The sequence below is a fragment of the Actinophytocola gossypii genome (assembly GCF_025165815.1).
Taxonomy (GTDB): domain Bacteria; phylum Actinomycetota; class Actinomycetes; order Mycobacteriales; family Pseudonocardiaceae; genus Actinophytocola; species Actinophytocola gossypii.
Map to the genome: position 1 here is coordinate 620,574 of NZ_JAFFZE010000004.1, position 26,957 is coordinate 647,530.

At 68.1% G+C, this 26,957-nt stretch carries 25 protein-coding genes and 5 pseudogenes; 15 read left to right on the forward strand and 15 right to left on the reverse strand.

Features of this window, described 5'->3' with window-relative positions:
• Positions 1 to 31: 31 nt before the first annotated feature.
• The 3 genes from JT362_RS04140 to JT362_RS04150 are packed head-to-tail and all read right to left on the reverse strand — an operon-like array spanning position 32 to position 5,079.
• Positions 32 to 1,510 (reverse strand): family 43 glycosylhydrolase, encoded by a 1,479-nt coding sequence (locus JT362_RS04140; protein WP_260189655.1) that lies wholly within the window; start codon positions 1,508 to 1,510, stop codon positions 32 to 34.
• Positions 1,507 to 3,996, reverse strand: a complete 2,490-nt coding sequence (locus JT362_RS04145) for an alpha-L-arabinofuranosidase family protein (RefSeq protein WP_260189656.1) — start codon at positions 3,994 to 3,996, stop codon at positions 1,507 to 1,509. The genes JT362_RS04140 and JT362_RS04145 overlap by 4 nt, the downstream gene beginning before the upstream one ends.
• Before the next feature lie 24 nt (positions 3,997 to 4,020).
• Complete coding sequence (locus tag JT362_RS04150; protein WP_260189657.1) at positions 4,021 to 5,079, reverse strand: glycoside hydrolase family 43 protein; 1,059 nt, start codon at positions 5,077 to 5,079, stop codon at positions 4,021 to 4,023.
• A 175-nt stretch (positions 5,080 to 5,254) separates the two neighbouring features.
• Here JT362_RS04150 and JT362_RS04155 point away from each other — a divergent pair, with 175 nt between their 5' ends.
• The 4 genes from JT362_RS04155 to yjfF are packed head-to-tail and all read left to right on the forward strand — an operon-like array spanning position 5,255 to position 9,780.
• Entirely contained in the window at positions 5,255 to 6,223 is a 969-nt protein-coding gene (locus JT362_RS04155; RefSeq protein WP_260189658.1) for an ABC transporter substrate-binding protein, read from the forward strand.
• A 4-nt stretch (positions 6,224 to 6,227) separates the two neighbouring features.
• Complete coding sequence (locus JT362_RS04160) at positions 6,228 to 7,787, forward strand: sugar ABC transporter ATP-binding protein (protein WP_260189659.1); 1,560 nt, start codon at positions 6,228 to 6,230, stop codon at positions 7,785 to 7,787.
• A complete protein-coding gene (locus JT362_RS04165) occupies positions 7,784 to 8,791 on the forward strand; it encodes an ABC transporter permease (RefSeq protein ID WP_260189660.1) in 1,008 nt (335 codons plus the stop codon). The genes JT362_RS04160 and JT362_RS04165 overlap by 4 nt, the downstream gene beginning before the upstream one ends.
• Positions 8,788 to 9,780 (forward strand): galactofuranose ABC transporter, permease protein YjfF, encoded by a 993-nt coding sequence (yjfF, locus tag JT362_RS04170; protein ID WP_260189661.1) that lies wholly within the window; start codon positions 8,788 to 8,790, stop codon positions 9,778 to 9,780. Before JT362_RS04165 ends, yjfF begins: the two co-directional genes overlap by 4 nt.
• A 31-nt stretch (positions 9,781 to 9,811) precedes the next feature.
• Here yjfF and JT362_RS04175 read toward each other — a convergent pair.
• A pseudogene (locus tag JT362_RS04175) lies at positions 9,812 to 10,123 on the reverse strand (transposase family protein); the annotation flags it as partial.
• 395 nt (positions 10,124 to 10,518) lie between these two features.
• On the opposite strand from JT362_RS04175, the pseudogene JT362_RS04180 reads away from it, so the two are divergent.
• The 3 genes and pseudogenes from JT362_RS04180 to JT362_RS04190 form a co-directional block, all read left to right on the forward strand.
• Positions 10,519 to 11,197: pseudogene (locus JT362_RS04180) on the forward strand (transposase); the annotation flags it as partial.
• A 365-nt stretch (positions 11,198 to 11,562) separates the two neighbouring features.
• On the forward strand, positions 11,563 to 12,129 hold the full coding sequence (locus JT362_RS04185) for an AidA/PixA family protein (RefSeq protein ID WP_260189662.1): 567 nt from the start codon (positions 11,563 to 11,565) through the stop codon (positions 12,127 to 12,129).
• Between the two features lie 698 nt (positions 12,130 to 12,827).
• Complete coding sequence (locus JT362_RS04190; RefSeq protein ID WP_260189663.1) at positions 12,828 to 14,150, forward strand: hypothetical protein; 1,323 nt, start codon at positions 12,828 to 12,830, stop codon at positions 14,148 to 14,150.
• Between the two features lie 127 nt (positions 14,151 to 14,277).
• Here the strand turns inward: JT362_RS04190 and JT362_RS04195 are convergent, their stop codons facing one another.
• The 3 genes from JT362_RS04195 to JT362_RS04205 form a co-directional block, all read right to left on the reverse strand.
• On the reverse strand, positions 14,278 to 14,652 hold the full coding sequence (locus tag JT362_RS04195; RefSeq protein WP_311202661.1) for a DDE-type integrase/transposase/recombinase: 375 nt from the start codon (positions 14,650 to 14,652) through the stop codon (positions 14,278 to 14,280).
• 323 nt (positions 14,653 to 14,975) lie between these two features.
• On the reverse strand, positions 14,976 to 15,122 hold the full coding sequence (locus tag JT362_RS04200) for a hypothetical protein (RefSeq protein WP_260189665.1): 147 nt from the start codon (positions 15,120 to 15,122) through the stop codon (positions 14,976 to 14,978).
• 584 nt (positions 15,123 to 15,706) lie between these two features.
• A complete protein-coding gene (locus JT362_RS04205) occupies positions 15,707 to 16,117 on the reverse strand; it encodes a DUF2267 domain-containing protein (protein ID WP_260189666.1) in 411 nt (136 codons plus the stop codon).
• An 84-nt stretch (positions 16,118 to 16,201) separates the two neighbouring features.
• Here JT362_RS04205 and JT362_RS04210 point away from each other — a divergent pair, with 84 nt between their 5' ends.
• Positions 16,202 to 16,357, forward strand: a complete 156-nt coding sequence (locus JT362_RS04210) for a hypothetical protein (protein WP_260189667.1) — start codon at positions 16,202 to 16,204, stop codon at positions 16,355 to 16,357.
• 195 nt (positions 16,358 to 16,552) lie between these two features.
• Entirely contained in the window at positions 16,553 to 17,530 is a 978-nt protein-coding gene (locus JT362_RS04215; protein ID WP_260189668.1) for a metallophosphoesterase, read from the forward strand.
• A 66-nt stretch (positions 17,531 to 17,596) separates the two neighbouring features.
• Here JT362_RS04215 and JT362_RS04220 read toward each other — a convergent pair.
• Positions 17,597 to 17,936: pseudogene (locus JT362_RS04220) on the reverse strand (tripartite tricarboxylate transporter permease); the annotation flags it as partial.
• 150 nt (positions 17,937 to 18,086) lie between these two features.
• Between JT362_RS04220 and JT362_RS04225 the strand changes: the two are divergent.
• The gene (locus JT362_RS04225) at positions 18,087 to 18,632 is read left to right on the forward strand and encodes a transglycosylase SLT domain-containing protein (protein WP_260189669.1); all 546 of its coding nucleotides are present in this window, start codon (positions 18,087 to 18,089) and stop codon (positions 18,630 to 18,632) included.
• Between the two features lie 103 nt (positions 18,633 to 18,735).
• Here the strand turns inward: JT362_RS04225 and JT362_RS04230 are convergent, their stop codons facing one another.
• From JT362_RS04230 to JT362_RS04245, 4 genes and pseudogenes are all read right to left on the reverse strand, one after another.
• Positions 18,736 to 19,209 carry a hypothetical protein gene (locus tag JT362_RS04230; RefSeq protein WP_260189670.1) on the reverse strand — a complete coding sequence of 158 codons (474 nt, stop codon included), beginning with the start codon at positions 19,207 to 19,209 and terminating at the stop codon, positions 18,736 to 18,738.
• A gap of 1 nt (position 19,210) precedes the next feature.
• On the reverse strand, positions 19,211 to 20,311 hold the full coding sequence (locus tag JT362_RS04235; protein ID WP_260189671.1) for a TFIIB-type zinc ribbon-containing protein: 1,101 nt from the start codon (positions 20,309 to 20,311) through the stop codon (positions 19,211 to 19,213).
• 215 nt (positions 20,312 to 20,526) lie between these two features.
• Positions 20,527 to 21,699, reverse strand: a complete 1,173-nt coding sequence (locus JT362_RS04240) for an SPFH domain-containing protein (protein ID WP_260189672.1) — start codon at positions 21,697 to 21,699, stop codon at positions 20,527 to 20,529.
• 227 nt (positions 21,700 to 21,926) lie between these two features.
• Positions 21,927 to 22,353, reverse strand: a pseudogene (locus tag JT362_RS04245) (hypothetical protein).
• Positions 22,354 to 22,582: 229 nt separating this feature from the next.
• Between JT362_RS04245 and JT362_RS04250 the strand changes: the two are divergent.
• The 4 genes from JT362_RS04250 (at position 22,583) to JT362_RS35545 (ending at position 24,749) form a co-directional block, all read left to right on the forward strand.
• On the forward strand, positions 22,583 to 23,569 hold the full coding sequence (locus tag JT362_RS04250) for a trypsin-like serine peptidase (protein WP_260189673.1): 987 nt from the start codon (positions 22,583 to 22,585) through the stop codon (positions 23,567 to 23,569).
• A gap of 51 nt (positions 23,570 to 23,620) precedes the next feature.
• On the forward strand, positions 23,621 to 23,974 hold the full coding sequence (locus JT362_RS04255; RefSeq protein ID WP_260189687.1) for a carboxypeptidase-like regulatory domain-containing protein: 354 nt from the start codon (positions 23,621 to 23,623) through the stop codon (positions 23,972 to 23,974).
• 242 nt (positions 23,975 to 24,216) lie between these two features.
• Positions 24,217 to 24,408, forward strand: a complete 192-nt coding sequence (locus tag JT362_RS35540) for a cation efflux transmembrane domain-containing protein (RefSeq protein WP_375546434.1) — start codon at positions 24,217 to 24,219, stop codon at positions 24,406 to 24,408.
• A gap of 23 nt (positions 24,409 to 24,431) precedes the next feature.
• Positions 24,432 to 24,749 (forward strand): cation diffusion facilitator family transporter, encoded by a 318-nt coding sequence (locus JT362_RS35545; protein WP_375546435.1) that lies wholly within the window; start codon positions 24,432 to 24,434, stop codon positions 24,747 to 24,749.
• A 129-nt stretch (positions 24,750 to 24,878) separates the two neighbouring features.
• Here JT362_RS35545 and JT362_RS35550 read toward each other — a convergent pair whose 3' ends face one another.
• On the reverse strand, positions 24,879 to 25,034 hold the full coding sequence (locus JT362_RS35550; RefSeq protein WP_375546436.1) for a hypothetical protein: 156 nt from the start codon (positions 25,032 to 25,034) through the stop codon (positions 24,879 to 24,881).
• Positions 25,035 to 25,165: 131 nt separating this feature from the next.
• Positions 25,166 to 25,271 (reverse strand): annotated as a pseudogene (locus JT362_RS04265) (IS5/IS1182 family transposase); the annotation flags it as partial.
• Between the two features lie 128 nt (positions 25,272 to 25,399).
• Here JT362_RS04265 and JT362_RS04270 point away from each other — a divergent pair.
• Positions 25,400 to 26,695, forward strand: a complete 1,296-nt coding sequence (locus JT362_RS04270; RefSeq protein ID WP_260189674.1) for an IS256 family transposase — start codon at positions 25,400 to 25,402, stop codon at positions 26,693 to 26,695.
• A 58-nt stretch (positions 26,696 to 26,753) separates the two neighbouring features.
• Here the strand turns inward: JT362_RS04270 and JT362_RS04275 are convergent.
• Positions 26,754 to 26,957 (reverse strand): TetR/AcrR family transcriptional regulator C-terminal domain-containing protein (locus JT362_RS04275; RefSeq protein WP_260189675.1); only part of this gene is annotated, 204 nt, incomplete at its 5' end.

Here is a 26,957-nt window from a genome sequence, read left to right on the forward strand (position 1 = left end):
CATGATCGTCCTGTCCACCAGTGTCGCACCATCAGCGGATTCTGAACGTCGCACGCTCCCGTTCGGCGCGTCCCCGACCCGGTCGGCGGGCCACCACCAACCGGCCGCTCTCATGCGTCAGGTACATGTCACGGTCGGTCACGAGCCGCAGGGACACGGCGTCGCGGTCGGCCAGGCCCGGCTCGCGGACGAAGCTCGTCGACCGGCCGTAGGCGTCGGTGTCCTCGTACGGGTCGACGCGGAGGACGTCGGCGACCCGGACGTACCGGTCGGGGAAGTTCACCGACGCCAGCGACACCGTGCCGGCCCCGAAGTGCCCCGGGCCGAACCGGAACTGCGAGTCGGCCAGCTCCCGGACGTTGCCATCGACCCGCAGCCGGTACTCGAAGTGCCGCACGACGAGGTGCGGCGCGTCCAACGGGGACAGCCGGCTGATGGGACCGCCCTTGCCGACCGGCACGCCGAAGCTGGGCGTGCCGTCCTCGTTCCACCCCAGCTCCTGCACACGGGTGTGCCGGTTCGGGTCGAACAGCGGGTCGCCGTCGATGTCGCGGTAGTCGCGGGCGTGGTAGACGAGCACGTCGGTCCGGCCGTCCTCGGCGACGGTGAACGAGTTGTGCCCCGGGCCGAACTGCCGGGTCTGGTCGTTGGTGACGAAGACCGGGCCGGTCTTGGTCCACGACCGCGCGTCGAGCAGGTTCGCGTTCTCGTCCGCGGTGAGCAGGCCCATGCAGTACCGCGCGTCGGTGGCGCTCGCGGAGAAGGTGACGAACACCCGGCCGTTCCGGATCAGCACGGCCGGACCCTCGTTGACCCGGAAGCCCTGGATCTCCCAGCTCGCGGTCGGCACCGCGATCCGCACCGGCTCGGTCGCGAGCTCGAGCGGGGACGCCATCTCGGCGATGTAGAGGTTGCTGTTGGTGGCGATGCCCGGCTCGCTCTGCGCCCACAGGAAGTACCGCTTCCCCCGGTGGGTGAAGGTGGTCGCGTCCAGGGTGAAGGTGTCCCACGCGGTCACCATCCGGCGCGGCGGCAGCCAGCCGTCCGCGCGCGGGTCGGCGTTCGGGGACTCCAGGACATAGGTGCGGATGCGGAACGGCTCGTCGGCGTCGCCCGCGGCGAAGTAGACGTACCACCGGCCGTCGATCCGGTGCAGCTCCGGTGCCCAGATGTAGCCGCCCATCCGCCCGCTGCTCGGACGGCGCCAGATGGTGCGCTCGCGAGCGGACGCGAGACCGTCCAGCGTGGACGCGCCGCGCACGACGAGCCGGTCGTACTCCGGCACCGAGCCCGTCAGGTAGTACATCCCGTCGACCGGGCGGGTGATGAACGGGTCGGCGCGCTGTTCCACCAACGGGTTGCGGGTGGTCAGGCCCGACCGGTCACGGCGACCCGGCGAGGCGGTGCCGGTGGCGGCGGCGGCCGTGCTCGCGGTGGCCACCGGGACCGTGGTCGCGGCGGCGGCCGCGCCCCCCGCCCGGAACAGGGTTCTTCTGTCGAAACCGGTCATCGCGTGCTCCTGGTCTTGATCCGGATGAACGTCACCGAGTTCGCCGGGAACGTGTGGATGAACTCCGCCGCGACGTCCATAGTGGACTCTAGGGGTGCGATCGGGCTGGTGTACTGGGTGTTCGCGTCGTCGGGGTGGCCCTGCAGCGTGGTCACCCGCGCCCGCCGCTCGACGTCCGCGCCGTCGAGCCGGACGGTCGTGCGGGCGGCGTCGTCCTGCGCGTTGACCACCTTGACCACCAGCTCGCCGGTGCGCTCGTCGCGGGTGACGACCTGGCGGAACGGCTCCACCACGGCGTCGTCGGTGAACTCGCCCCACAACTCGCCGTCCAGGTACAGCGCGACGTGCCGGCCGCGCACCTGCACCCGCACGTCGTAGGTGCGGCCGGTCTCCACGGTCGTCCCGTCGGAGACCAGGGTCGACTTGCCGCCGCCCTCGGCCTTCTCCACCGCGGTCTGGGTGTTGTTCCAGCCGCCGAGGTTCCACCAGTAGTAGTTGCCGGTGTCCTGGACGCCGAAGGCGACCAGGAACCCCTCGCGGCCGGAGAGCTTGGTGGCCTTGACGCTCAGGTCGTAGTCGCGCCACGCCGGGTCGCCCGCGGCCACCATGGTGTTCTCCGCCGCCGCGTCGGACTGGACGTACCGACCGTCCACGACCGACCAGCTGCCCTGCCCGGCGATCGGGGTCCAGGCGTCGTCGGTGCCGGAGAAGTCGTCGGCGAACAGCGCGGTGCCGTCGGCCGCCGTCACGCGCACGTCGTCGTAGGCCGCCGACGTGCCCCAGGTGGACAGCCCGACCGCTCCAGTGATCGGTTCCAGTGTGGACGGTGTGCCGGTGGCCTCGCTCGGCACCACCCGGTCGCCGACGTTGTTCATGAACAGCTTCTGCACCTCGTAGCTGGCCGAGCCCCACGACGCGCGGTTGTTGAACCAGATCATGTCCGGTCGCCACTGCACGTAGTCCTCGTTGGCCAGCAGCGGCGCGTACGAGGCGAGCCGCACCACGTCGGCGTTGCGCTCGAGCCCGGTCATGTACGCGGCCTCGGCGAGCGCGTTGCGGAACCGGTTGTCCTGCGAGGCGTACTCACCCAGGAACACCTTGGGGCCGGCGCGGTCGTAGCCGTCGTAGCGCTCGTTGTTCTGCAGGAACCAGGCCGGGCTGTTGTAGTAGTGCTCGTCGACCATGTCCACACCAGCCTCGCGGTTGAGCTGCCAGAGCCGGTCGAACGTGCCGCCGGTGTCGTCCGGCCCGGAGTTGCTGATCACCGTGACGTCCGGGTACCGCTCCTCGATCGCGGCGCGGAACTGGACGAAGCGGGCGAAGAACTCGTCGGGCAGGTTCTCCTCGTTGCCGATGCCGATGTGCGTGAGCCCGAACGGCTCCGGGTGGCCCATCTCGGCCCGTTTGGCGCCCCACGTCGAGGAGACCGGGCCGTTGGCGAACTCGATCAGGTCGAGCGTGTCCTGGATGTGGCGGGCCAGCAGCGCGGGGTCGTCGGTCGCCTGGTTCTGGCCGCAGCCGGTGACCAGCGCCGGCACCACCGGCAGCGGCATGGCGCCGACGTCCTCGGTGAACTGGAAGTACTCGTAGTAGCCGAGGCCGTAGGACTGGTTGTAGCCCCAGAAGTTCGCGTTGGTGGCGCGAGTCTCGACCGGACCGATGGTGTCCTTCCACTGGTAGGACCGGCGGCGCTCGAAGTCCGGAGCCTCGTAGCCGTGGTGGCTGCCGGTGTTGACCAGGCAGCCACCCGGGAACCGGACGAACCCGGGGTCCAGCGCGGCGATCTTCTCGGCGAGGTCGCGGCGCATGCCGTTGGGCCGGTTCTTGAAGGTGTCGCGCGGGAACAGCGACACCATGTCCAACGACAGCGTGCCGCCGCCCTCGCCGCGCACCAGCAGCCGGCCGTTGATGCTGGCGGCGCGCGCGGTGAACGTGCCGGTGTACTTCGCCCAGCCGTCACCGCGGACCGCGATCCGCAGCGGGTCGGCCAGCGCGCGCCCGGCCGGATCGGTCAGCGCGGCGGACAGCGGCGTGCTCCCCGCGGTGGTGCGGGCCCAGACGGAGAAGTCGTAGCGTTCGCCGCGCTCGACCCGGATGCCCGAGTTGTACCCGGCGTTGATCACCCCGGCGGGCAGGTCGAGCCGCAGGTAGCGCCGGTTGCGTTCGTTGAGCCTGCCGTCGTCGTCGACCACGCGCGGGTCGCCGCTGTGCGGGGCCCAACCGGTGAGGCCGGTGTAGGCGGCGTTGTCGGCGGGATCGTACTCGAACGACCGGTTCTGCACGAGCTCGGCGTACAGCCCGCCGTCGGCGGCCCGGTTGATGTCCTCGAAGAAGACGCCGTACATGTGCTCGGAGATCTCCGGGCCGGTGCCGGCCGCGTCGACGGACACCGTGTACTCGGTCTCGGCGGCGCCGCTCGTGCCGGGCAGGGTGACGAGCATGGTCATGGCGAGTACGGCCGCGCACAGCGGCCCGCGTCTGGACATGGAGGTGCTGCTCCTCGCGTGGGATCAGGGGAACGCGGCGCGCGCCCGTTCCAGCTCGGCACGGGTGACGGGCAGGACCGTCCCGTGCCGCGGCCGCGCGGGCAGCTCGTGGCCGGTGGCCAGGTCCCACCGGCCGGAGGCGAGGTCGGTCGTGGTGAACGGCACGTAGCCGCGGCCGCCGAACTCGTCGATGAACAGGTACCAGCGGTCCTCGGTGTTGGACTTGAACACCGTCGGCCCCTCGCCCCGGGCGATGTCGCCGGAGCCGATGCACTCGGCCAGGAAGTCGTAGCTGGTGTCGCGGAACTCCCTGGCCCGCTCGGCGACGATGAACTTCCCGCACGGCGCTCCGGGGCCGGCGCCGCGCTCGTCCTTGGTGAACCGGTAGTACCAGCCGTCGTGCTCGACGACCGTGGAGTCGATCACCGAGTAGCCGGGGTCGACCCAGACCCGCGGCTCGGAGAACGTGCGGAAGTCCTCCGTGGTGGCGTAGAGCATCCGGTTGTAGGACTCGCCGGTGTGGTCCGGGTCGTCTGCCGCGTACAGCTTCGACGCCCAGAACACGACGTAGCGGTTGATCGTGCGGTCCCAGAACGCCTCCGGCGCCCAGGTGTTGCCCGCGGTGTCCGGCGAGACCCGCACGTGCCGCTGCGCCGACCAGTGCACCAGGTCGGTCGACTCCCACACCTCGATGTGCTTGCTGCCGTGGCGTTGCGCGGCGTCCCAGTCGCCGTCGCCGTGGATCCGCAGATCGGTGGCGAGCAGGTAGAACCGGTCGCCGCGGGGCGAGCGGACGATGAACGGGTCGCGGACGCCCTTGTCCCCCAGGGAGGACGTGAGCACCGGCGCGCCGCCGTTGAGCTCGTCCCAGTGCAGCGGGTCGTCGCCGCGGCTGGCGGCGAGGTACACCTGCTCGCCGGACTCGGTGCCCTCGCCGGTGAAGTAGAAGAACAGGTAGCCCGCGTACCGCGCGCCGGCCGGGTCGGCCAGCGCGGCCGTCGGTACGGGGAGCACCGCCAGGAGGGCGAGCACGAGGGCGGTGACGAGCAACCGGGGCCGGCGGCGAACGAGGAGTACCCGCATGAGGGGTCCTTCGAGTCGGCGATGACGGGAGAAGTGAGCGCTAACATAGAACGCGTTCAGCACCACGTCAAGCGAGATGAGTCCTCGATCCTGCAGGCTTGACGTGTGGACTGTGAGCGTTCACTCTAGTGGCCCAGTGACCTGGGTCACCCACTGTCCACACGGAGGAAGAGCAGTGTTGAAGAAGATCACGATCGCGCTCTCCGCGGTCGCGTTGGCCGCACTGGCCGCATGCGGCGAGGGCGGGTCGGGTGGCGCGGCCGCCGGGGACGACGGCACGATCACCATTGGGTTCGCGCAGGTCGGCGCGGAGAGCGGCTGGCGGACGGCGAACACGAAGTCGATCCAGGAGGCGGCCGAGGCCGCCGGCATCGAGCTCAAGTTCTCCGACGCGCAGCAGCGGCAGGAGAACCAGATCAGGGCGATCCGCTCCTACGTGCAGCAGAGGGTGGACGTGATCGCGTTCAGCCCGGTGGTGGAGACCGGCTGGGACACCGTGCTCCTGGAGGCCAAGCGCGCGAACATCCCGGTGATCCTCACCGACCGCGCGGTCGACTCCGACGACACCTCGCTCTACGAGACCTTCCTCGGCTCCGACTTCGTGGAGGAGGGCAGGAAGGCCGGCGAGTGGCTGGTGGAGAACGCGACCGGCCCGCAGAAGGTCGTCGAGCTGCAGGGCACCACCGGCGCCGCGCCGGCGATCGACCGCAAGGAGGGCTTCGAGGAGGTCATCGCCTCCCGGCCGGACATCGAGATCGTCGCGTCGCAGACCGGCGACTTCACCCGCTCGGGCGGCAAGCAGGTGATGGAGGCGTTCCTGCGGTCCACTCCGGACATCGACGTCGTCTACGCGCACAACGACGACATGGGTCTCGGCGCGATCGAGGCGATCAAGGCCGCGGGCAAGGTGCCCGGGAAGGACATCAAGATCATCACCGTCGACGCGGTGAAGGCGGGCATGGAGGCGCTGGCCGCCGGCGAGATCAACTTCATCGTCGAGTGCAACCCGCTGCTGGGCGAGCAGCTCATGGAGCTCGCGAAGAAGGTCGTCGCCGGCGAGGAGGTCCCCGAGCGCGTGGTGACGGAGGAGACCACCTTCACCCAGGAGGAGGCCAAGGCGGCGCTCCCGGACCGGCAGTACTGACCCGATGACCGACCCGACGAACCCGGCGAGGACGAGGCCGGGGAACGAGCCGCTGGTGGACCTGCGGGGCATCACCGTCGAGTTCCCCGGTGTGAAGGCCCTGCAGGACGTGGACTTCCGCCTGTTCCCCGGCGAGGTGCACGCGCTCATGGGCGAGAACGGTGCCGGGAAGTCGACGCTGATCAAGGCACTCACCGGCGTCCACGCGCTGGACACCGGTGAGATCCACCTCGCCGGCGAGCCGGTGTCCTTCGCCGGGCCGGCGCAGGCGCAGGCGGCCGGGATCAGCACGGTCTACCAGGAGGTCAACCTGTGCCCGAACCTCTCGGTCGCGGAGAACATCCTCCTCGGCCGGGAGCCGCGGCGCTTCGGCGCCATCAACGGCTGGGCCATGCGGGCGCGGGCGGCGAAGCTGCTGTCCCGCATGGGGTTGACCATCGACCCCGGCTCGGCGCTGGGCAACCACCCGATCGCCGTGCAGCAGCTGGTGGCCATCGCCCGCGCGGTCGCGGTCGACGCGCGGGTGCTCATCCTCGACGAGCCGACGTCCAGCCTGGACGCCGGTGAGGTGGCCGAGCTGTTCCGGATCATCCGGGTGCTGCGGGACGAGGGCGTGGCGATTCTGTTCGTCACGCACTTCCTGGAGCAGGTGTTCCAGATCTCCGACCGGGTCACCGTGCTGCGCAACGGGAAGGTGGTCGGCGAGCACGACACGCCGAAGCTGTCCCGGATCACGCTGGTGTCGGCGATGCTCGGCCGGGAGCTGGGCGTGCTGGCGGAGGTCGAGCGGCGCACCGAGCGGCGGGCCGCCGACCCCGCTCCCCTGCTGGTGGCCGAGGGGCTCGGCCGGTCCGGCGCGATCGAGCCGTTCGACCTGGAGATCCACGCCGGCGAGGTGGTCGGCCTCGCCGGGCTCCTCGGCTCCGGCCGCACCGAGCTCGCCCGGCTGCTGGCCGGGGCCGACCGCGCGGACACCGGCCGCGTGCTGCTGGACGGGCGGCCGCTGCGGCTGCGCTCCCCCCGCACGGCGCTCGCGAAGGGCATCGCGTACTCCTCCGAGGACCGCAAGGCGGAGGGGCTGGTCAGCGACCTGACGGTACGGGACAACATGATCCTCGCGATGCAGGCCGCCCGCGGCTGGGCCAGGCAGGTACCCCGCCGCACCGCCGACGAGCTGGTCGCCTCGTACCTGGCGCGGCTGGACATCCGGCCGGCGAACCCGGACGCGGTCGTCGGCACGCTCTCCGGCGGCAACCAGCAGAAGGTGCTGCTGGCCCGCTGGCTGATCACCCGGCCGCGGCTGCTGATCCTCGACGAGCCGACCCGCGGCATCGACGTCGGCGCGAAGGCGCAGATCCAGCAGGTGGTGGCCGACCTCGCCGCCGACGGCATGGCGGTGCTGTTCATCTCCGCCGAGCTGGAGGAGGTGGTGCGTATCTGCGACCGGATCGTCGTGCTGCGCGACCGACACAAGATCGCCGAGCTGTCCGGCGCCGACGCCGGCGTCGACGACGTGATGGAGCTGATCGCCAGCGGCTCGACCAGGGTGGAGGTCCGCTCATGAGCAACCGGCGCCTGCTGTGGCCGGCCCTCGCACTGGTCGCCCTACTGCTGCTCAACCTCGTGTTCACGCCATCGTTCTTCGCGCTGCGGCTGCAGGACGGGCACCTGTTCGGCAGCCTGGTCGACATCCTGCGCAACGGAGCCCCGACGCTGCTGATCGCGCTGGGCATGACGCTGGTGATCGCCACCCGCGGCATCGACCTGTCCGTCGGCGCCGTCGCGGCCATCGCGGGCGCGGTGGCGTGCACCCACATCGCCGACGGCGGCGGCCCGGTCACCGCGATGGCGCTCGCGCTGGTGCTGTGCGCGGTCCTGGGGCTGTGGAACGGTTTTCTCGTCTCGGTCGTCGGCATCCAGCCGATCATCGCCACGCTCGTGCTGATGACCGCCGGGCGCGGGATCGCCATGCTCCTCACCGAGGGGCAGATCGTCACCATCGACGACGACGTCTACCGCCAGGTCGGCGCGGGCTTCCTGGTGCTGCCGATCGCGATCCTGATCAGCCTGGCGGTGCTCGGGGGCGTCGCGCTGGCCACCCGGCGCACCGCGCTCGGCATGCTGGTCGAGTCGGTCGGCGTGAACCCGGAGGCGTCCCGGCTCGCCGGGGTCCGCGCGCGCACGATCATCTGGACGGTCTACGTCTTCGTCGCGCTGTGCGCGGGCGTGGCCGGGCTGATGATCAGCTCGAACGTCAGCGCCGCGGACGCCAACAACGCCGGGCTGTGGATCGAGCTCGACGCGATCCTGGCCGTCGTCATCGGCGGCACCTCGCTCGCCGGCGGCCGCTACTCGCTGACCGGGACGCTGCTCGGCGCCGTGATCATCCAGACGCTCACCACCACGGTCTACACGATCGGGGTGCCACCCGAGGTGACGCTCGTGTTCAAGGCCGTGGTCGTGATCATCGTGTGCCTGCTCCAGGCCCCGCGCGTGGCGCCGGCGCTGCGGCGGGCACCGGCCCCGCCGAAGGCCGAGCAGGAGGTCGAGGAGGTGGCCGTCCGATGACCGTGATCGCTCCGCCGCGGGTGCCGTCGCGGTTCCTGCCGGTGATCGCGACCTTCGTGGTGTTCGTGCTGACGTTCGGCGCTGGCTCGGTGCGGTACGAGGGGTTCGCGTCGGGCCAGATCGTGGCGAACCTGTTCATCGACAACGCGTTCCTGATCGTGCTCGCGGTCGGTATGACGTTCGTGATCCTCACCGGCGGCATCGACCTGTCCGTCGGCGCGGTCGTGGCGCTGTCGACGATGATCGCGGCCGCCGCGCTGCGCGCGGGCTGGCCGGCGTGGCTGACCATGCTCGCCGTGCTCGCCACCGGGTCCGTGCTCGGGCTCGGCATGGGGCTGATGATTCACAAGCTTCGGGTGCAGCCGTTCATCGCCACGCTCGCCGGCATGTTCCTGGCCCGCGGGCTGTGCTTCGTGATCAGCGTGGAGTCGGTGTCCATCAAGGACCCGGCGTTCCGCGCCATCGCGACCGAGAGCATCCCGCTCGGCGACGTGTCCATCACCTACAGCGTGGTGGTCGCGCTCCTCGTCGTGGCGTTCGCGGCGTACGTGCTGCACCTGACCCGCTTCGGCCGGACCGTGTACGCGGTCGGCGGCAACGAGTCGTCGGCGACGCTCATGGGGCTGGCGGCCGGGCGGGTGAAGGTCGGCGTCTACGTGATCAGCGGGTTCTGCTCGGCGCTGGCGGGGCTGTTGTTCAGCTTCTACATGCTCTCGGGCTACGGCCTGCACGCGGTCGGCATGGAGCTCGACGTGATCGCGGCCGTCGTCGTGGGCGGCACGCTGCTCTCCGGCGGCGTCGGCTACGTCGTCGGCTCGGTCGTCGGCGTCCTGGTCCTCGGCACGGTGCAGACGATCATCTCGTTCGAGGGCACGCTCAGCTCGTGGTGGACCAAGATCGTGATCGGGGTGCTCCTCCTCGCGTTCATCGCCCTGCAGCGGCTGATCGTGCACCGCCAGCGCGACCTCCAAGGGCTGTCTCGTGATTGATCGTGTTGTTGGGTGTCGCGTGGTGATGGGTGAGGTCGCGGAGGAACGCGATCCCGGATGCGGTGGTGGCGAGGGTGTGTGCGGCTCGCCGGTAGTCGCGGAGGATTTTCCGGTTCTTCATGTCGGCAAGGGCGTGGTCGACCGCGGGCGTGGACCTTGCGGTGGGTGGCGTTGAGCTGTTCCTGCCACTCGGGAGTTCGCTGCCGTCGCGAGGCTTGCGGTAGGGCATGACCACGTCCGGGTTGCCCTGGGAGCCGCCGTCGGCCATGACCGGCCGACCGGCCAGTTGATCGATGCCGGATGGGTCGCCGGAGGCGACGACCAGGCGGGTGTCGGCGTCGACCTGCGGCCAGCACCCATCCCCAAGGAGCCGCGGCAGGCAGCCATGGGACCACGGCGAGTACGCACAGGGCCGGCAGCACGATGCCGGCGCCGGCTGCGACAGCCTCGATGCGGTCCCACTCCCACAGGCGCGGACGCATCAGGATCCCCAGCAGCCTGGCGGACAGGATCGAGCACATCTCGACCACCGGCAGTTTCGTGGGCGGGAACTGAGCGGACAGGTCGATCTCCAGCGAGCGTCGCCCGGTCACGGCTGCCACAGCCCACATGGCCAGCGTCGTGACCGTGACCCAGCGGGCCGCACGGCTGTGGAGGATCACGCGCGCGTTGGCGATCATGACTGGGGCAGCTCCTCCGAGGTGAGTGTGCAGGTTTGCAGCTGCTGCTGGTGTCGAGCGGATCAGCCATCCGGCAGTGCTGGAGATCCTCTCCCGCTGCGGCGACCCCACCAGCATCGCCAAGGCCGGACGGCGCAAGGTCGCCGCCATCGCCACCAAACACGCGCCCCGCATGGGCGAAAGCTGGTCGAGGCAATCCTGGCCGTGCTGGACGAGCGGACCGTCACCGTCCCCGGCACCGCCGCGGCCGACACCGTGCTTCCCCGACTCAACCGTTCTGACACAACGCAAACAAGTGGCCACCGAAGTGGAGGAGATCCGCGATGCGCACCCTCTCTCCGAGGTCCTGGTCTCGATGCCCGGCATCGGCATCAGGACCGCGGCCCGCATCCTGCTCGAGATCGGCGACGCCTCCCACTTCGCCTCCTCCGCGCACCTGGCCGCCTACGCAGGCATCGCCCCCGTCACCCGCAGCTCCGGGCTCCTCTATCAAAGGCGAACACCCAGCCCGAACCGGCAACCGCAAGCTCAAACGAGCGTTCTCCCTCGCCGCGTTCGCCGCCCTGGCCGACCCCACCAGCCGCACCTACTACGACCGCAAGAGAGCAGAGGGCAAGAAGCACAACGCCGCCCTCATCTGCCTGGCCCGCCGCCACTGCGACGTCATCTTCGCCACGCTCCGCAACAAGACCCACCACCGAAACCCCAAGACAACTTCCGCCCCGGCTACGGCTTGACAACCACATAGGGACACCCGAAAGACCGCCATGCGCGCCAGCATCGCGTGAATCGGCTGCGGTGCATCGGCTGGGCCCGGAAGTGCAATCAATGTCTTGATTGACTGCCTGGTCACGTCACTCAATAGGGTAGCTGTATTCCCCCTTTTAAGCGACTTGACCCGTCCCTGCGGTGCGTGCTGCAATAAGTTGCGATATTTACCGGCCTCATTTGCGGCTCATTTGTTTACCAGCAATCCAATGTCGATCTACGCGCCGGCCGGTAGTACGCATTCGTGATACCGGAAAGATCCACGCCTGCCATATCGCCGATCGCGGATCCCGACCCCGTCGGGGGGAAACCCCGATTACCCTGAGGAGTGCCAATGACCGCCGTAGCCGCCGAATACCCCGAGGTCGCGCTGTACCAGCCCACCGGTACGGACCTGCCCAACATCAATGTGCTCATCTCAATCGATGTCGAGACCCTCCTGGATGACCACAGACCGAGCCAGAAGTCGGACGACCCGACGTGGATCGGGGATTCGGACAAGTACATCTCCATGCACACGCGGCAGGGGAACGTCGGTGGCGACCAGGGAGGCAGCGAACTGACCGTTGACATGAGCCTGAGCGACCACATCAGGTGGCGTGAGACGACCTATTCGTGCAACCACGACTACAGCGTCCTCCTGTACCAGTACGCGCCGTATGACCAGGATCAGGGGGTCATCAGCCAACCCAAGTGCTACGTGGTCCAGGGCCTCCAAATCCCCCTGCCGAGCATGAACGATCCGCTGCACCCCACCATGCAGACGGTCAACGACTACTTCTGGGAAGCCACCGCGCTGAAGAAGGGCGAGCAGACCTACCGCTTCTACTTCATGGTCGTCGACAGGACGGGCAAGCAACTGGGGTACTACAAGTGGGACCCACACATCGTGGTCCAGTAGCCGTCAGTCTGTTGGCCGGGCGGAAGCATGGGCTGGACTCCCCGCACCGATCGGCTCATCCCTGATCAGGCGCGACCACGAGGAATGCCTTCCCCTCGATTTGTCGGTTAGGGGCCGAAGCCTGCCTGGCCTCCGGATCGCGCTCGAAGACTGCCCGACCAAACGAGGACGAGCAGTAGGTTTTGCCAGGCAACACCGTGGTTCAGTCCATGATTCTGGCCCCGAGGTCACTAATTTGGGCCGGCCTGTGCCGTGCAGCGTACTTGCCTGGCAACGATGTCTAGGATGCCGTCGCCCACGATCAGAAGGTGGAGCGAACCGTTTGCTCGGAGCGGTTCAGTGACGAGCTGACGGCACGGTAACGGGGACGAGTAGCTCGCGCTCACGATCCCGCGTCCGAGTGTCGGCGAACGGGGACCCGGATTCAGGGCCCCTTCCCAGAGTAGGCGCCCCGGGCGGGGTCTTCCACCTCCAGGTGACAGGCGCCGCCGAAGTGCTGGCTCCTTCGTATGGTCAATTCGGCAATTCGACCCACAGGTCGCAGTGCGAACCTCGTGTTGTGCTTCCGTCACCGCCGTGGGCGACCATGATCAAAAGAGAGACGGCGTGAGTCGGTGCTCGAACACGCCGGGAAGAGGTGGATCATGCACGTGTCACCGATACTGCACAGAGCCCTCGCCGTCGGCTTGGTTGTCCTCATGCCTGCCGTCATGGCCGCGAGCGCGGAGGTGGGCCCGAAGGCGGCCGTGCACGCCTACGTTTACCCCAACAACAGGGTCCCACTGCAGCCGACTGTCTACGGTGTGAACAACGAGTGGCGACAGATCACCCACGCCGAGTTTCCGGCGTTCGCCGAGAAGATGCGCACCTTCAACTACAAGATGCTGCGGTTCCCGGGCGGCTGGGAGTCCGAGCACTACGACTGGGCGACCAACCGAACTCCCGGCTGGACCCACGTCCCCGACGTGCCCGGCGCGAACGCCACCCAGGCGAAGAACGCCGCCCCGAACCTCGCGTTCGTCACACGCACCGCCCCCTACCTCGACAATCCGACCTCCGCCAACCTCAACGCCCTCGCCAACCAAGCTCGAGACCTGGTGCTGGCCCATGGAGACAAGGTGAAGTACTGGCTGGTGGGCAACGAGTGGTGGCTGCAGTGGGGCGGCGGCACCGACCGGGCGGTCAAACTCCGCCGGTACGCGACAGTCGCGCGGGCCATCACCAACCGCATCAAAGCCACCGATCCCACCGCCAAGGTGTACGTGACCGGCGACTGGACCCGACCGACCGAGTTCAGCGCCATCAAGGCGGTCTTCGACGCCAACTCCAGCTGGCCCAACGTCGACGGGATCGACCTGCACGTCTACTCCGGCGACGACCAAGCACAGCCCACGCACTACTCGAACATCGCCCCCAACCTCGCCGCCATCAAATCAAGGACCGGGAAGAACGCGATCTTCGTCTCCGAATGGGCCGCGACCAAGGGCCACTCCACCGACAACAAACGCGCCCTGCGGTCGGTGAACAACATGGTCCTCGTCATGCACACACTGATCCGGGCGGGCGCGACCGCCATGACCTACTGGCCCGCCCCGGACATCGCCCAGGGCATCGGACTGGTCAACGAAGAATCCGGCGGCTACACCGACCTACCCCACGGCCAAGCGTTCCGCTGGATGGCCACCAGCATGTCCTACCACTCGCTGCAAACCACCGGCACCCCTGACACAGCGGCATCCAACAACACCGTGGCCAAGTCGATCACCGTCCTCATCCCGACGAAGACCCTGGCCAACCAACCCGTCACCGTCCACTTCGCCAACACCGACATCACCAGCGTTGCCTCCGCCCAAGCCATGTGGATGCCCAACCCCGACACCCCCAAGGAACCCGCCCGGATCACCAACATCCCCACCACTCTCGACACCGCGAACGACACGATCACCGTCACCGCCAACCCCGGCACCGCGAACCGAGGCAGCAGCTACGAACTGATCCGGCTCATCCTCCGCTACCAGTAGCAAACCGCCCGACGCGTTTACGGCAGCCCGTACGGGTCTATCCCATGATCGGTGTGTCCGGCGTTGTTGATCAGTAGGCTTCGGCTCCCGGCCAGCGGTCCATTTGACAATAACTCGCTGTACTTCATCACGGGTTGTGAAATGATGTCGTGACAATACCTTCGTGCTCGAGGGTAGAAAAGAACGATTCGGCCGCCGCGTTGTCGAACACGACCCGGTCCCGCCCATCGAATGGCCGAATATTGAGCTTGTCGCAGAGCGTGGTGAAGGTGTGGGCGGTGTAGGTCGAGCCACGATCGGACTGAAAGATCACCCCCGCCACCTGGTCCTTCCCGCCACGGGCGGCGACAGCCATCTTGATGGTCTCACCAGCGAGTTCGGCGTCGGGATGGCGGCTGGTGGCGTAGCCGAGCAACCGACGGGAGAACAGGTCGATCGCCGTCCAGAGGTAGAGCTTGCCCTCGTCAGTGGGGATCTCGATCATATCGCCGACCCAAGTCACGGCATTGCCCGCTTATCCGGCCGGGTCAAGTTCTTCCGCCGCTTCATCGACTTCGCCACCGTCTTCTCGCCCACCACCCCATCCAGCAGCGCGTAAATCGACGTGAATACGCGGCGAACCGTGCAGGCCGTGGGCGGCCTCGAACGCTTCGGCAACGGCCGCGTCGACCTCGGCCCGCCGCTACTCAGCCGGCGTAGGCGTCTGCTGGTGTTGGCGAGAGTTCCACTTGTAGAACCAGGACTCCGACACCGTCAGAGCCCGGCAAGCGACCGCGTGCGGCACGTGATGACTGGTTTTCTGGTCGGCAATGAACGCGGCCAGGCTCACCGCGTCGCCTCCTTCACCCACAGGACCACCGATCGCTCGAGGACGTCCCGTTCCATCCGCAACTCGGCGTTCTCCGCACGCAACCGAGCAAGCTCGGCCCGCTCGTCACCGCTCAGCCCCTCGGCCGCGCCCCGTGCGATCAAGTCCTGCTTGACCCAGTTCGCTGGCGTCCCGGCATGGATCCCCAGGTCAACCGCTACCTGAGCGATCGGCGTCGCTTATCAAGTCGACGGCGAGATGACGGGACATGGGCAGCAGCGCGTCCTGATCCCGTCTCCACGCGCTCACGAAACCCAGAGCAGCCAGCAACGAGCGGTCGAGCCTTCGACCGGCACCGTAGAGAGCAGCCTCCGCTCACCACCGACCGGCCATCCGTGCTGCCAAGCCCGGCAACCGCCTTCAGCGCTGGTCGACCGTGAGGCTACTGGCCGTCTGACTGCTGTCGGCCGTCCCCATAGGTGATGGCGGATGCGACGTCGGTGCAGTCGTGGTATTCACATGCGCGTAGATGCCGCAGTCGTTCGTGGGTGATCCCGTCGACGCCGTTCAGCTCGGCCACCCTCTTCCAGCGGCCGACCCAGCGACCAGGTCAGCGTCGACTCGGTGCCCTCCCTGCGGCTCGCCGTACCTGTCGATCACAAGCGAGGCCGCCTCCCGCGACTGCTCCGGCCAGTCCTTGGTCACGTCGGACCGGCGTCCCATCACGCTCGCTCCCTTCCACCCAAATTCAGTCCAGCTGTCCGCTGCTGCCCGCGTCGACCAGCGACCGCAGGTCGTCCGGGAGTGACCCGCGGACCTTGTCGACCACGCCGCCGGTCGTGGCCTCGCGCAGCACCTCGAAGACCACTCGCGCCCGGTACGTGGCCGCCGGCTCGTCGGTGCGGTCCCGCTGGGCCACCCGCGCGATGAACTCGTCTCGGTCGAACCGCTCGCCAGAACCCGCGCCACCCATCGTGACCGTGCGCCGCAGGTGCTCGCCGATCTCCTCAGGGAGCTGGCCGGCCAGGTTACCCGCCAGCATCTCCGGGATCCGCTCCCCCAGGGTCTCGAGCGTCGCCCTGGTCGCAGCCTCCGCGTCACCCCGGCTGGGCAACTTCGCCCGGTCCTGCACCAGACCCATGAACTCGTCGTGCTGCATGCTGATTCACCTCCACCGAGTTGTTCCCTCGCGCGTACCCCGTGGGTGACGACCTATGCGGGGACGACCCGTACCTTCAAACCAGTGATGAATCGGGACTTTCGCGGCCTGCCGTTCACCACCGTCGGCGTGACTTACCAGCAAGCCCTCGCCGGCTACCTCACCGAAGGTCTCGGCGGCACGGTCACCGCCGCCGACTACCCCGAGGGCGGCGCGGGCCGCATCACACGGGTCGGCTGAACCACTCGTGCGGGGCCGGCACGGTTTCCGGCCGCCCCGCACCCCACTACCCGGAGTCCGGGATCTGGTTCACGCAGCGGTGAACCGGACACTGTTCAGTGGGACTTCACCGCCCGGATTCGCGCTCCTGGTAGGGACTCAGGTGCGTCGTTACGACGTTCTGGATGTCCTTCCCCTGCATCGAAGGAGCCCACTGTGATCAGTCCCTACCGGCGACGCGCACTCCGTGCCGCCGCGGTCATGCTGAGTAGCGCGTTGTTCTGTCTGCCGGTCACCGGTGCCGCCGCGCAACCGGTCGACGGCGTCGGCGCCGCGCATGCCGAGTTGCCCGATCCGAGCGGCTACGACGCCGCGATCGTCTGGCTGCCCGACACCCAGTACTACTCGGAAAGCTATCCCGGCCACTTCAACGCCCAGACCCGGTGGATCGTCGACAACGCCGACACGCGCAAGCTGGTCTACGCCACGCACACCGGCGACATCGTCGACGACCACCTGGTGGACCGGCAGTGGCAGAACGCCTCGTCGAGCATGGGCGTCCTCGAGGCCGCCGGGTTCCCCTACGGGGTGGCCGCTGGCAACCACGACGTCGCGCTGTTCGGCGCGATCTTCGTCGACTACCGGTACTTCCAGCGGCACTTCGGTGCCGACCGGTTCGCCGGCTCCCCGGTGTACGGCGAGTCCTACCAGAACAACCGGCAGCACTACGACCTGGTCGACGTCGCCGGCACCGAGGTCCTCGTGCTGCACCTGGCCTGGGCCATGCGGACCGGCGACTTCGACTGGGCCGCCCAGGTCCTCACCGCGCACCCGAACACCCCCGTGATCATCGCCGTGCACGAGTACATCGACACCAACGGCGCCTACAGCGGCCAGGGCGGGCAGATCTTCACCCGGCTCGTCCAGCCGCACGACAACGTGGTCGCGGTCATCGCCGGCCACATCCACGGCACCGCCACCAACGTCAAGGACCTCGGCGGCGGCCGCCAGGTGGTCGAAATGCTCGCCGACTACCAGTCCGGCCCCGAAGGCGGGTCCGCCTACCTGCGCCTGCTGCAGTTCGACCTCGACCAGAACAAGCTGATCGTCGACACCTACTCCCCCTCGCTCGACGAGTCGAACTACTTCGGCGACAAGGACGATTTCACCGTCAACCTCGACCTCACCCCCTGACTCCCCGATCCCCGCTTGAGGGACGACGCTTTCGTCGCCAGCGCGGCGGAAGCGTCGTCCCTCACGTCACGCGTCGATGGTCTCGCGGTCCTCGGCCCCCGTCGCCGGCGGATGAACCGGCGCAGCAGTGTCAGGCGAGGAGTACCTGATGATCAGGTAGATCACCACGGCCAGTGGGGAGTTGACCAGGCTGGTGAGGCTGCCGTCGCTGATCTGCAGTGCGCGAGGATCTGCAGTTCCGCGGCCGGGCCGAGGATCACGCCGGTGACGGCCGGGAGCACACGCAGGCCGTAGCGGCGCATGGCGAAGCCGAGCACGCCGACGAGGAACAGCAGGATCAGGTCGGGTGCCTCGCCGCCCACGGCGTAGGGCCTACGCTGGCGAAGAACAGGATGCCCGCGTACACAGGTAGGGGTGCGAGAGGAGGCGAGCATTGCGCGACGACCGTCGGCCAGCACGGCTACTCCAACGACCCGCCTGTGCCGCCGCTGCGGCCGTGCTGGCGTGCGTGGCGGCTTGTTCCCCGCCGGGCGCCACCGGCCCGCCAGCCAGCAACGTGAGTGAGTCGCCGTCGGCCACGTCCAGCCCTTCCCGCGCACCCGGTACCGGCGACCAGGGCACCGCGCGCTACGCCGCGCAGGTCGTCACGCATACGGGGCCGGCCGGGATCAACCCGGTGCTGCTGATGGCGATCCTGTACAACGAGTCGTACAAACCACACGACCCCGACCTCGAACGGGCTTGGCAGAAGATCGACCCGGACGCCTCCTTCGGCATCGCGAACATGCACCGCGCCGCGTTCGACGACACCAAACGCGGCAGGGACTTCGCCGGACGGCAGTGGGAGGAACTACCCGACGACCCCGATCTCGCCATCCAGGCCGCCGCCTGGTACCTCCACGATTTGGCCACCCAACTGCCCCCGAACTGGCCCGGCCCCTACACCCGTGACGAGTTGCTCGCCCTGGGCTACAACACCGGCCCCGGCAACATGCTCGCCTTCGCCCAGGGCAGCACACCCGGCGAGCAGGCCCAGTCCTACCTGGACAAGCTCCGCGACAACTGGCCGGGAGCCGAGACGGACGTCAACGGCGCCCGGTAGCCGCCAGGTAGCGCTGCGGCGCGTGCCCCCACCTGCGTGTCGAACGCGTGGCGTTCGCGTTTGCCCGACGGAGCGGGGGGACATCGCTGGTTGGCCCGCGCGGCTACCGGTCGGACTCGCCGGCGTCGAGTTCGGCCTGGGTGCGTTTGAGCAGGTCCATGTCCGTGTCTGTGCCGGTGGTGGCCAGTCGCGTCACGGCCTGCTCGACGGAGTGCACGAGTGTCTCGATCTCCGCGAGGCGGTCGGCGTTGCCGGGGATGGTGGCCGCCGCGACGAGTTGCTGGTCGAGTCGCAGGATCTGCTGGGAGATGGTGACCCGCTGCTCGATCGCCGCCGCGTCGCCCATCGGTTGAGCGGCGAGCGAGCGCGCCGCCGCCGCGAGTCTGCGGTGCAGCTTCGCTTCCGGGGAGTGCGCGCCGGCCCACTCGCGAGGCGCGTCCGGCGCGAGGCCTGGTCCGGCGGCCTGGTCGGCGTACCGGCGTTTTCCCTTGCGCGCCAACGCGACGGCGAAGCCCACCGCCACGAGGACGATTACCAGGACGACGACAAGGAGGATGACCAGGAGCACGGTTCCCATCTCAGCCTCCGCGTGACTGGTAGAGCGCCAGGACCCCGATGATGACCACCAGCGCGACGATCACCGCGATCGCGACCTTGATCTTGCTGATCGGCCGGCGGCCCTGCACCTCGCCCGTCACGCCGTTGATGCACACCTGGAACGGCCTACCCTCGTAGATCACCGTCAGCAGCCAGATGGGCATCAGCAGGTACTTGAACCGCATGTCGTACCAGTGGATGTCCTTGCTGTGCACCCGCTGCCGGTCGCCGCCGATGTCCCGCCGAACCGTGCGGTCGATCTCGCCCTCCATCTGCTGACGCGCGGGCTCGAAGCACTGCTCGGCCGTGCGGTCGTAGGTGCGGCTCAGGTGCCCGGCGACGTACTCGGCCGAGTACGGCCGCGCCCGCTCGGTCGGCCACGGCTCCAGCTTGGCGACCTTGGCCTCGTCCAGCCCGGTGTTGGCCAGGATGGGCAGGTCATCGAACATGTTGTGCACCCGGCCGCGCACGTGGGTCCACCGGACGCGGGTCTCGGTACGCTGGTTGTCCCCCGACCCGACGGTGACCGTGTAGGTCGTGCCACGCTCACCGGTGTAGTCGGTGTTCGCGGACGCGTCGAAGGTGAAGTACGAGGCGTAGACGCTGGTGAACGAGCCGACCTCGCTGTACTTCTTGAACTCGTTCGGCGCGAACCAGCGGCTCTTGATCCACTTCTCCACGACCTCGCGGGCGACCGGCTCGGCGACCTGGAACGGCAGCACCGCGTCCACCGGCAGCCGGTTCGGCGCGTCGTGGATGTCGTCGCGCTGGATGGGGGTTGCGCAGTACGGGCAGCGGGTGGCGGTCAGGGTCCCGCCGAAGGTGGTGTGCCCGCCGCAGTTCTGGCAGACGATCTCCTTCTCCGCGCCGGCCTGGACCATCATCCGTGCCTGCTGGGTGCGCATCAGGCCGATGTCGTGCTCGACGACCGAGCGCCCGGCGTCCTCGATGATCGGCTGCGTGTTGCCGCAGCTCCGACATTTGAGCAGTTGGGTGGCGATGTCGAACACCAGCTGCGCGCCGCACTGGTGGCACGGGTAGGTGCGGGTCTGCTCCGTGGCGTGCAGCGTCGCCCGCAACACCTGCTCCCGCCCACCAGCCGGAGGACGGGCATGACCAGGCGCCGGCCCTGGAAGATGACCCGGCTGGGGACCGCCGGGCAGCGGCGGCGGGCCCTGCTGCGGTGGCCGGGGCTGGTTCGGAGCGCCAGGTAGGGGCGGCGGGCCCTGGTGCGGCCCGGGACCGCCGGGTAAGGGCGGCGGGCCACCGGGCAGCGGAGGAGGACCGCTCGGGCCGGTCACGCGGTGCGACCCCGCTCCGACGCGCCGGGCGGCGGCCCGGGTAGCGGGGGCGGGCCGGCCGGGGCGAACAGGCCGGCCAGAGCGGGCACGGTCTGTGCCGCGGCCCAGCCCGCCATGCCGTTCGCCCACACGAGCGTGGCCGGCGTGAGCTGACCACCCGCCACGAACGGACGCAGCTGGTCCGGCGTGTACGGGCCTGCCGCCTGCCCGTTGATCTCGACGTGGAACTGCTGGGCCGTGGGCAGCGGCGGCGGCCCGGCCTGCGGCGCCACCGGCGGCTGCTGCGTGCCGGCGGCCATCATCGTGCCCATCTGCTGGCCCAACGCCATCCCCAGACCCGCGCCCATCATCGTGCCGGCGCCGCCGCCCTCGTTACGTGCGGCGGCGACCATCGCCTCGGCCGCGGCGCCCTGCTGGAGGCGGTCCATCGGACCGACGTTGTCGAGGTAGCGGGCCTGCTCGACACCGCGGGCCACACCGCGGGTCATCGCCTGGGTGACCTCCTCGGGCAGTGTGATCGTCATCACGACGTCGTCGATCCGCAGGCCGAACTCGTCGTCGACTCGCTCCTGGACGTAGTCCTTGAGCCTGCCGGCCAGCTCGGTCTGCCGGCCCTGCAGGTCGATCGCGCCCAGCCCGGTCTCCAGCACCATGTCCGAGAACGCCTGGGTGATCACCCGGCGCAGCAACTCGGAGATCTCCTCGGTGGACACCGACGAGTCGGTGCCGATGACCTCACGCAGAAAGATCTCCGGATCCTCGATGCGCAACACGCACAGCCCGTTCGCCCGGACCTGCACCATCGTGAAGTCCGGGTCACGCACGGTCACCGGGCTCGGAGTGCCCCACCGCAGGTCGGTGACCGGACGGGTGTTGATGAAGTACACCTCACTGCGGAACGGGCTGCGGAACCCGTGCGCCCACCCCTGCAGCGTCGACAGGATCGGCAGGTTCTCGGTCACCAACTCGTAGTGACCGGGCCCGAACTGGTCGGCGAGCTGGCCCCGGTAGACGAACACCGCCCGCTGCCCCTCCCGGACGATCAGCTCCGCACCGTTCTTGATCTCATTCTCGTAGCGCGGGAAGCGCCAGGCCAGCGTCGAGCGGCTGTCGTCGAACCACTCGATGATGTCGACGAGCTCACCCTTGAGCTTGGCGATGATCCCCATCCCTGTCCCTCCCACGCCGATCTACGTCGTGACGAAGTCTACGGCGAAGCAGACACCGCGGTCCCGGTATCAGACGTGTCGACGCCCGACCGCCTCGACCGATGGCCTGACCTCGGGGCACTTCCGCAGCACGTCGCGATCATGGACCACGCACCCAACCCGGCGCGGACGCCCGACGCGCCGACCGGCCCACCACCGAAACCGCCATTCGCGACGCCCAGTAGCGGTCACCGAAGCCGGCGACCTGCAAGGAGCAGCTCACCGTCCGGTGAGCCGGTGAGTGTGATGTCGTGGAGGTGGGCGATTCCAGACACGGTGTCAGCCAGTGTGCTGGCGGCACGGCGGTAGTCCCGGAGGGATCTTCCAGCACTTCATCCGGGCCAGGATGTGCTCAGCCCGGGCGCGGATGCTGCGGTGGACGGTGTTGAGTTCTTCCTTCCACTCTGGGAGTTCACTGCCATCCGCGGGTTTGCGGTAGGCCAGTACACCGCGACCAGCAACACCCGATCAGCCAGCGAGCCGGCCCGGCCGCCCGGCCGCGATCGCCTCTCCGCCCCGCTGGGCTACCAGCCGTACGAGCTTGCGGAACTGGCCCGGCCGCAACCCCGCGAACGGGGCAATCCACTCCGACCTCGACGCTGTGATCACCCGCACCACACCGACATGATCAACTGTCGACCGAGCAGCCCGACACCCGGGTTACGTGACAGCCCTTAACCCGGTTGGCGGTACCTGTCACCGCAGGCATCCGTTGCAATGATTTCGCCTGCTGGGGGCGGTGATGGCGCTGGGATCATCTTGAGAAGTCTGCTTGATGCTGTAATCGTGTCCATGTCTCGCGTCCCCCAACGGGCCAGTAAAGGCAACGTGGGGAGCAAATTCCATGCGAAGACGAATCAGCCTGTTGTCGACGACCGTACTCGTTGTGATTGCGCTCCAGGTTCCGGAGGCGTCGGCGGCATCGCATGCGGGCAAAGGGCCGGTGTCGACACCGGCCACGCCGGTCTCGACACCGTTGACCGCTGTCGGAACGGCGCCGGCCAGGACCGCATCCGGAGACCGCTCGGCAGGCGCCAACACCGGTGGTGACGGTGCGCACCTGGCTGGATCCGCCGGTTCCGGTGAACTGAAGGACTCAGAAGGCGTGCAGCACGGTGTGCCACCGGACACCCAGACCCTTCCCGCTGGCACACCTGACTTCTCGTCGAACACTGTTTTCGGCCCCGACGGCCGAGTGCGTGCGGCCGATTCCGCGGGCTACCCGGAACGCGCCATAGGGGTGCTCATCATAGACGCACCGGACGGATCAACCCGCGGGTGCACCGGGTTTCTGTATGGACCGAACATCGTCGCGACGGCTGGTCACTGTCTCTACCATCCCTCGATGGGCGGCTGGGCCGAGTCCGTACGGATATACCCGGGACAGGACGACACCAACTCCCCGTATGGTTACTGCTGGGGGACCGAGGCATACTCCGTCCAGGGCTGGGTCAACGATCTGGATCGCAACTACGACTACGGCGCGATCAAGCTGAACTGCACGGTTGGCGACACGACAGGCTGGTTTGGCATGCACTGGCAAACCAGTTCCTACAACGGCACGCGGGTAGCGGTCGTGGGTTATCCCCAGGACAAACAGCCGCCATTCACCATGTGGGGCATGTTCGGTCCGATAGAAGGCAGCCGGAGCAACCAACTGCTGTACACCATCGACACGGATTCCGGACAGAGTGGCGGACCGGTGTACTATCCTGGTTGCGGCGCGTTCTGCGCTATCGCCGTGCATGCCAGCGGGGACCAGTACTGGAACTATGGAACTCGCATTACCGAGGCGGTGTTCAACAATTACCTCGATTGGCGGTACGGCTGACCTGACCTACACTTTCCGTCATACCGTACGCACGAATTGAGGAATGATCTCATGAGGTGGCTCCCTGGGCGACGCCGTCACACGGACGGCGCTGTCCAGGGAGTCGTCGTGTCAGCGTCGGGGCAACCTCTCGCCGGCTGCATGGTCGGGTTCAGGCCGACCTCATCGGGCAACGTGCACCAGCTCGACTACACCGGGATCACCGGCGCGGACGGTTCCTACCGGCTGGGACTACCGGCGGCAACGTATCGGATCTCCGTCAACGGGCGAGACCGCTCGGACACTCTGGTGTGGGGGGAGAAGGCCGATGTCACGGTGGTCGCTGGGAGAACGACCATCGCCGACATCATCGCCCACGAGCACCCGCCCACGGACGAGGGGTCACCGCGTGCGAGGTTCAACTGAACCCAGCCTGCCCGAAACGAACATCGGCCCCGCCGGGAGCCGAGCGAGTCGGCTGTGCGCGGCAGCACCTGCCACGGCTGCGGCACCGACCCGCGGTAGGTGCCCAACCATCGTCTGATGCGCGCGACGTGGTCGCCGTCACTCCGCGGAGCAGGTTCTGCGGCGGCGCTACGGTCCTACCCGGCGATGGTCGATACCGCGGTCGTGGCTACCGAGGGAAGTACCAAGACTGCGTCACGGCGATGTTCGCCAACCTGGGCATCGCGGTAACCAAGTTCGTCGCGTTCTTGCTGACCGCGTCGTCGTCCATGCTGGCCGAGTTGGTTCACTCGCTCGCCGACACCAGCAACCAACTGCTGCTCCTGCTCGGTGGCCGCCGTGCGAAGCGGGCCGCCACCCCGGAACACCCGTTCGGCTACGGCCGCGAGCGGTAGTCTACGCGTTCATCGTCTCGATCGTGCTGTTCAGCGTCGGTGGCCTGTTCGCCCAGTACGAGGCGTGGCACAAGCGGAACGACCCGCACCCGATCGACTCCTGGCAATGGCTCCCGATCGTGATCCTGCTGCTGGCCATGGGCATGGAGGGCGACGCGCTGCGCACCGCGGTCGTCGAGTCCAACCGCACCCGCGGCAACCGCTCGTGGGCCGGGTTCGTCCGCACCGCCAAGGCACCGGAACTGCCGGTCATCCTCCTCGAAGACCTCGGCGCGCTACTCGGCCTCACCTTCGCACTCCTCGGTGTCTCGACGACACTGATCAGCAGTGAAGGCCGGTAGCACGCCGCCGGCACCGCGATGATCGGTCTGGTGCTGGTCGTCGTCGCCGCGATCCTCGCCGTGGAGATGAAATCACCGCTCGTGGGCGAGAGCGCCAGCCGCGAGCACCAGACCGCGATCCGGCGCGCGCTACCCGGCGACGGCGTCGAGTCGATCATCCACATGCGCACCATGCACCTCGGCCCCGACGAACTGCTCCTCACCGCCAAGATCGCCGCCAAGATCGCCGTCAACCCCGCAGTCACCGCAGCCGAGATCGCACACGCCATCGACGCCGCCGAGCAACGAGTCCGCACCGCCGTCCGGATCGCCCGCCTCATCTACCTCGAACCCGACCTGCGCCGCGCCGACACCACCCCAGCACCAGACACGACCACCGCGACGACCACTTCCGAACACGCCGAGTCGCCACCCAGCCCACCGCGCTCCGCGACCAGCCGCAAGCAGCTTGCGGAACTGACCCGGTTCCAGCCCGGTGAACGGGACGATCCACTCTGACCTTGACGCTGTGATCACCTGCACCACAAGCAACATGATCAACTATCAGCCACCGGGCCCGTGTCCGGGTTACGGGGAGGGACTGTTCCAAGATCGGTGTTTTCCGGCCCGACACGCCGGGCTGAGGTCCGGCGGGATGGGCACTGTGAGTGATGACATCGGACCTTGTGAGTCCACGCAAGAGTGACCGGAAGCCGGCGCGGGAGCTGTCGCCGGAGCAGGCTGCCGCGGCGGCGATGGTGGCCGAGGCCAAGGCGCGAGGGTTGGCGTTGACCGGCCCGGACGGCCTGCTGAAGCTGTTCACCAAGAACGTACTCGAGACCGCGCTCAACGAAGAGATGACCGAGCATCTTGGCCACGAGAAGAACCAGGCCGAGCCCGAGCGCGATTCGACGAATGTGCGGAACGGAACCAGATCAAAGACCGTCATTTCGGAGGCTGCCGGCGAGGTTGAGATCAATGTGCCGCGGGATCGGGAGAGCACGTTCGAGCCGCAGATCGTGAAGAAAAGGCAGCGGCGGCTCGGCGATGTGGATGAGATCGTGCTGTCGTTGTATGCGAAAGGGATGACCACCGGGGAGATCTCCGCGCATTTCGCCGAGATCTACGGAGCTTCGGTCAGCAAGGAGACGATCTCGCGGATCACCGACAAGGTCGTCGCCGAAATGAACGACTGGGCCAACCGCCCGCTCGATCCCGTGTACGCGGCGGTGTTCATCGACGCGATTCATGTGAAGGTGCGTGACGGTCAGGTGGCCAACCGGCCGGTCTACGCCGTCATCGGCGTGACCGTGGACGGCTGCAAGGACGTGCTGGGCTTGTGGATGGGCTCTGGTGGCGAGGGCGCGAAGTTCTGGATGAGCGTGTTGGTCGACCTGAAGAACCGCGGTGTCCGGGACGTGTTCTTCCTCGTCTGCGACGGCCTCAAAGGCCTCCCCGAAGTCGTGGCGAACGTCTGGCCGCAGACCATCGTGCAGACCTGCATCGTTCACCTGATCCGGAACACCTTCCGGCTCGTGGCCCGTCAGGACTGGGACGCGGTGAAACGGGACATCAAACCCATCTACACCGCGCCCAGTCCCGACGCCGCACTGATCGCGTTGAATGAACTCGAGGAGAAATGCAGGAAGAAATACGGGGCGATGATCCGGCTCTGGCGCAACGCCTGGGAAGAGTTCATCCCCTTCCTCGACTACGACATCGAGATCCGGCGAATGATCTGTTCCACTAACGCGATCGAATCACTGAACGCCCGCTACCGGCGGGCCATCCGTGCACGCGGGCACTTCCCGACCGAGCAAGCCGCGATGAAGTGTCTGTACCTTGTGACCCGCAGCCTGGATCCCACCGGGACCGGCCGCGCCCGATGGACGATGCGCTGGAAGCCAGTGATCAACGCGTTCGCCATCACGTTCGGTGACCGCTGGCCGGGAGCCGAGACCTACTGATCAACAACGCCGGAAACACCGATCATGGGATAGACCCTACGGGGACTGCCCTTAGGTGTCAGGTGTTGGTTTTGGCCGCGTAGGCGGCGAGGAAGATCCGCACTGCTTCGTCTGCGTAGCGGTTCAGTTCGGGGCGGGGGGATTTGTGGTCGGGGTGGAACATGGCCTTGTTGAGTGGGATGGAGAGAACCAGCCAGTTGAAGTACTGCGCGGCGAGCACGGGGTCGGGCACGGTGAGCAGGCCGCGGCGTTCGAGTTCCTG

What these genes read in the sequence shown, in the direction of transcription:
- JT362_RS04240 (WP_260189672.1), bottom strand. Translation starts at nt 21,699, where the DNA reads ATGGGGATCATCGCCAAGCTCAAGGGTGAGCTCGTCGACATCATCGAG.
- JT362_RS04230 (WP_260189670.1), bottom strand. Translation starts at nt 19,209, where the DNA reads ATGGGAACCGTGCTCCTGGTCATCCTCCTTGTCGTCGTCCTGGTAATC.
- JT362_RS04205 (WP_260189666.1), bottom strand. Translation starts at nt 16,117, where the DNA reads ATGCAGCACGACGAGTTCATGGGTCTGGTGCAGGACCGGGCGAAGTTG.
- JT362_RS04250 (WP_260189673.1), top strand. Translation starts at nt 22,583, where the DNA reads ATGCGAAGACGAATCAGCCTGTTGTCGACGACCGTACTCGTTGTGATT.
- JT362_RS35540 (WP_375546434.1), top strand. Translation starts at nt 24,217, where the DNA reads ATGTTCGCCAACCTGGGCATCGCGGTAACCAAGTTCGTCGCGTTCTTG.
- yjfF (WP_260189661.1), top strand. Translation starts at nt 8,788, where the DNA reads ATGACCGTGATCGCTCCGCCGCGGGTGCCGTCGCGGTTCCTGCCGGTG.
- JT362_RS04190 (WP_260189663.1), top strand. Translation starts at nt 12,828, where the DNA reads ATGCCTGCCGTCATGGCCGCGAGCGCGGAGGTGGGCCCGAAGGCGGCC.
- JT362_RS04270 (WP_260189674.1), top strand. Translation starts at nt 25,400, where the DNA reads ATGACATCGGACCTTGTGAGTCCACGCAAGAGTGACCGGAAGCCGGCG.
- JT362_RS04140 (WP_260189655.1), bottom strand. Translation starts at nt 1,510, where the DNA reads ATGACCGGTTTCGACAGAAGAACCCTGTTCCGGGCGGGGGGCGCGGCC.
- JT362_RS04165 (WP_260189660.1), top strand. Translation starts at nt 7,784, where the DNA reads ATGAGCAACCGGCGCCTGCTGTGGCCGGCCCTCGCACTGGTCGCCCTA.
- JT362_RS04185 (WP_260189662.1), top strand. Translation starts at nt 11,563, where the DNA reads ATGACCGCCGTAGCCGCCGAATACCCCGAGGTCGCGCTGTACCAGCCC.
- JT362_RS04160 (WP_260189659.1), top strand. Translation starts at nt 6,228, where the DNA reads ATGACCGACCCGACGAACCCGGCGAGGACGAGGCCGGGGAACGAGCCG.
- JT362_RS04145 (WP_260189656.1), bottom strand. Translation starts at nt 3,996, where the DNA reads ATGTCCAGACGCGGGCCGCTGTGCGCGGCCGTACTCGCCATGACCATG.
- JT362_RS04150 (WP_260189657.1), bottom strand. Translation starts at nt 5,079, where the DNA reads ATGCGGGTACTCCTCGTTCGCCGCCGGCCCCGGTTGCTCGTCACCGCC.
- JT362_RS04255 (WP_260189687.1), top strand. Translation starts at nt 23,621, where the DNA reads ATGAGGTGGCTCCCTGGGCGACGCCGTCACACGGACGGCGCTGTCCAG.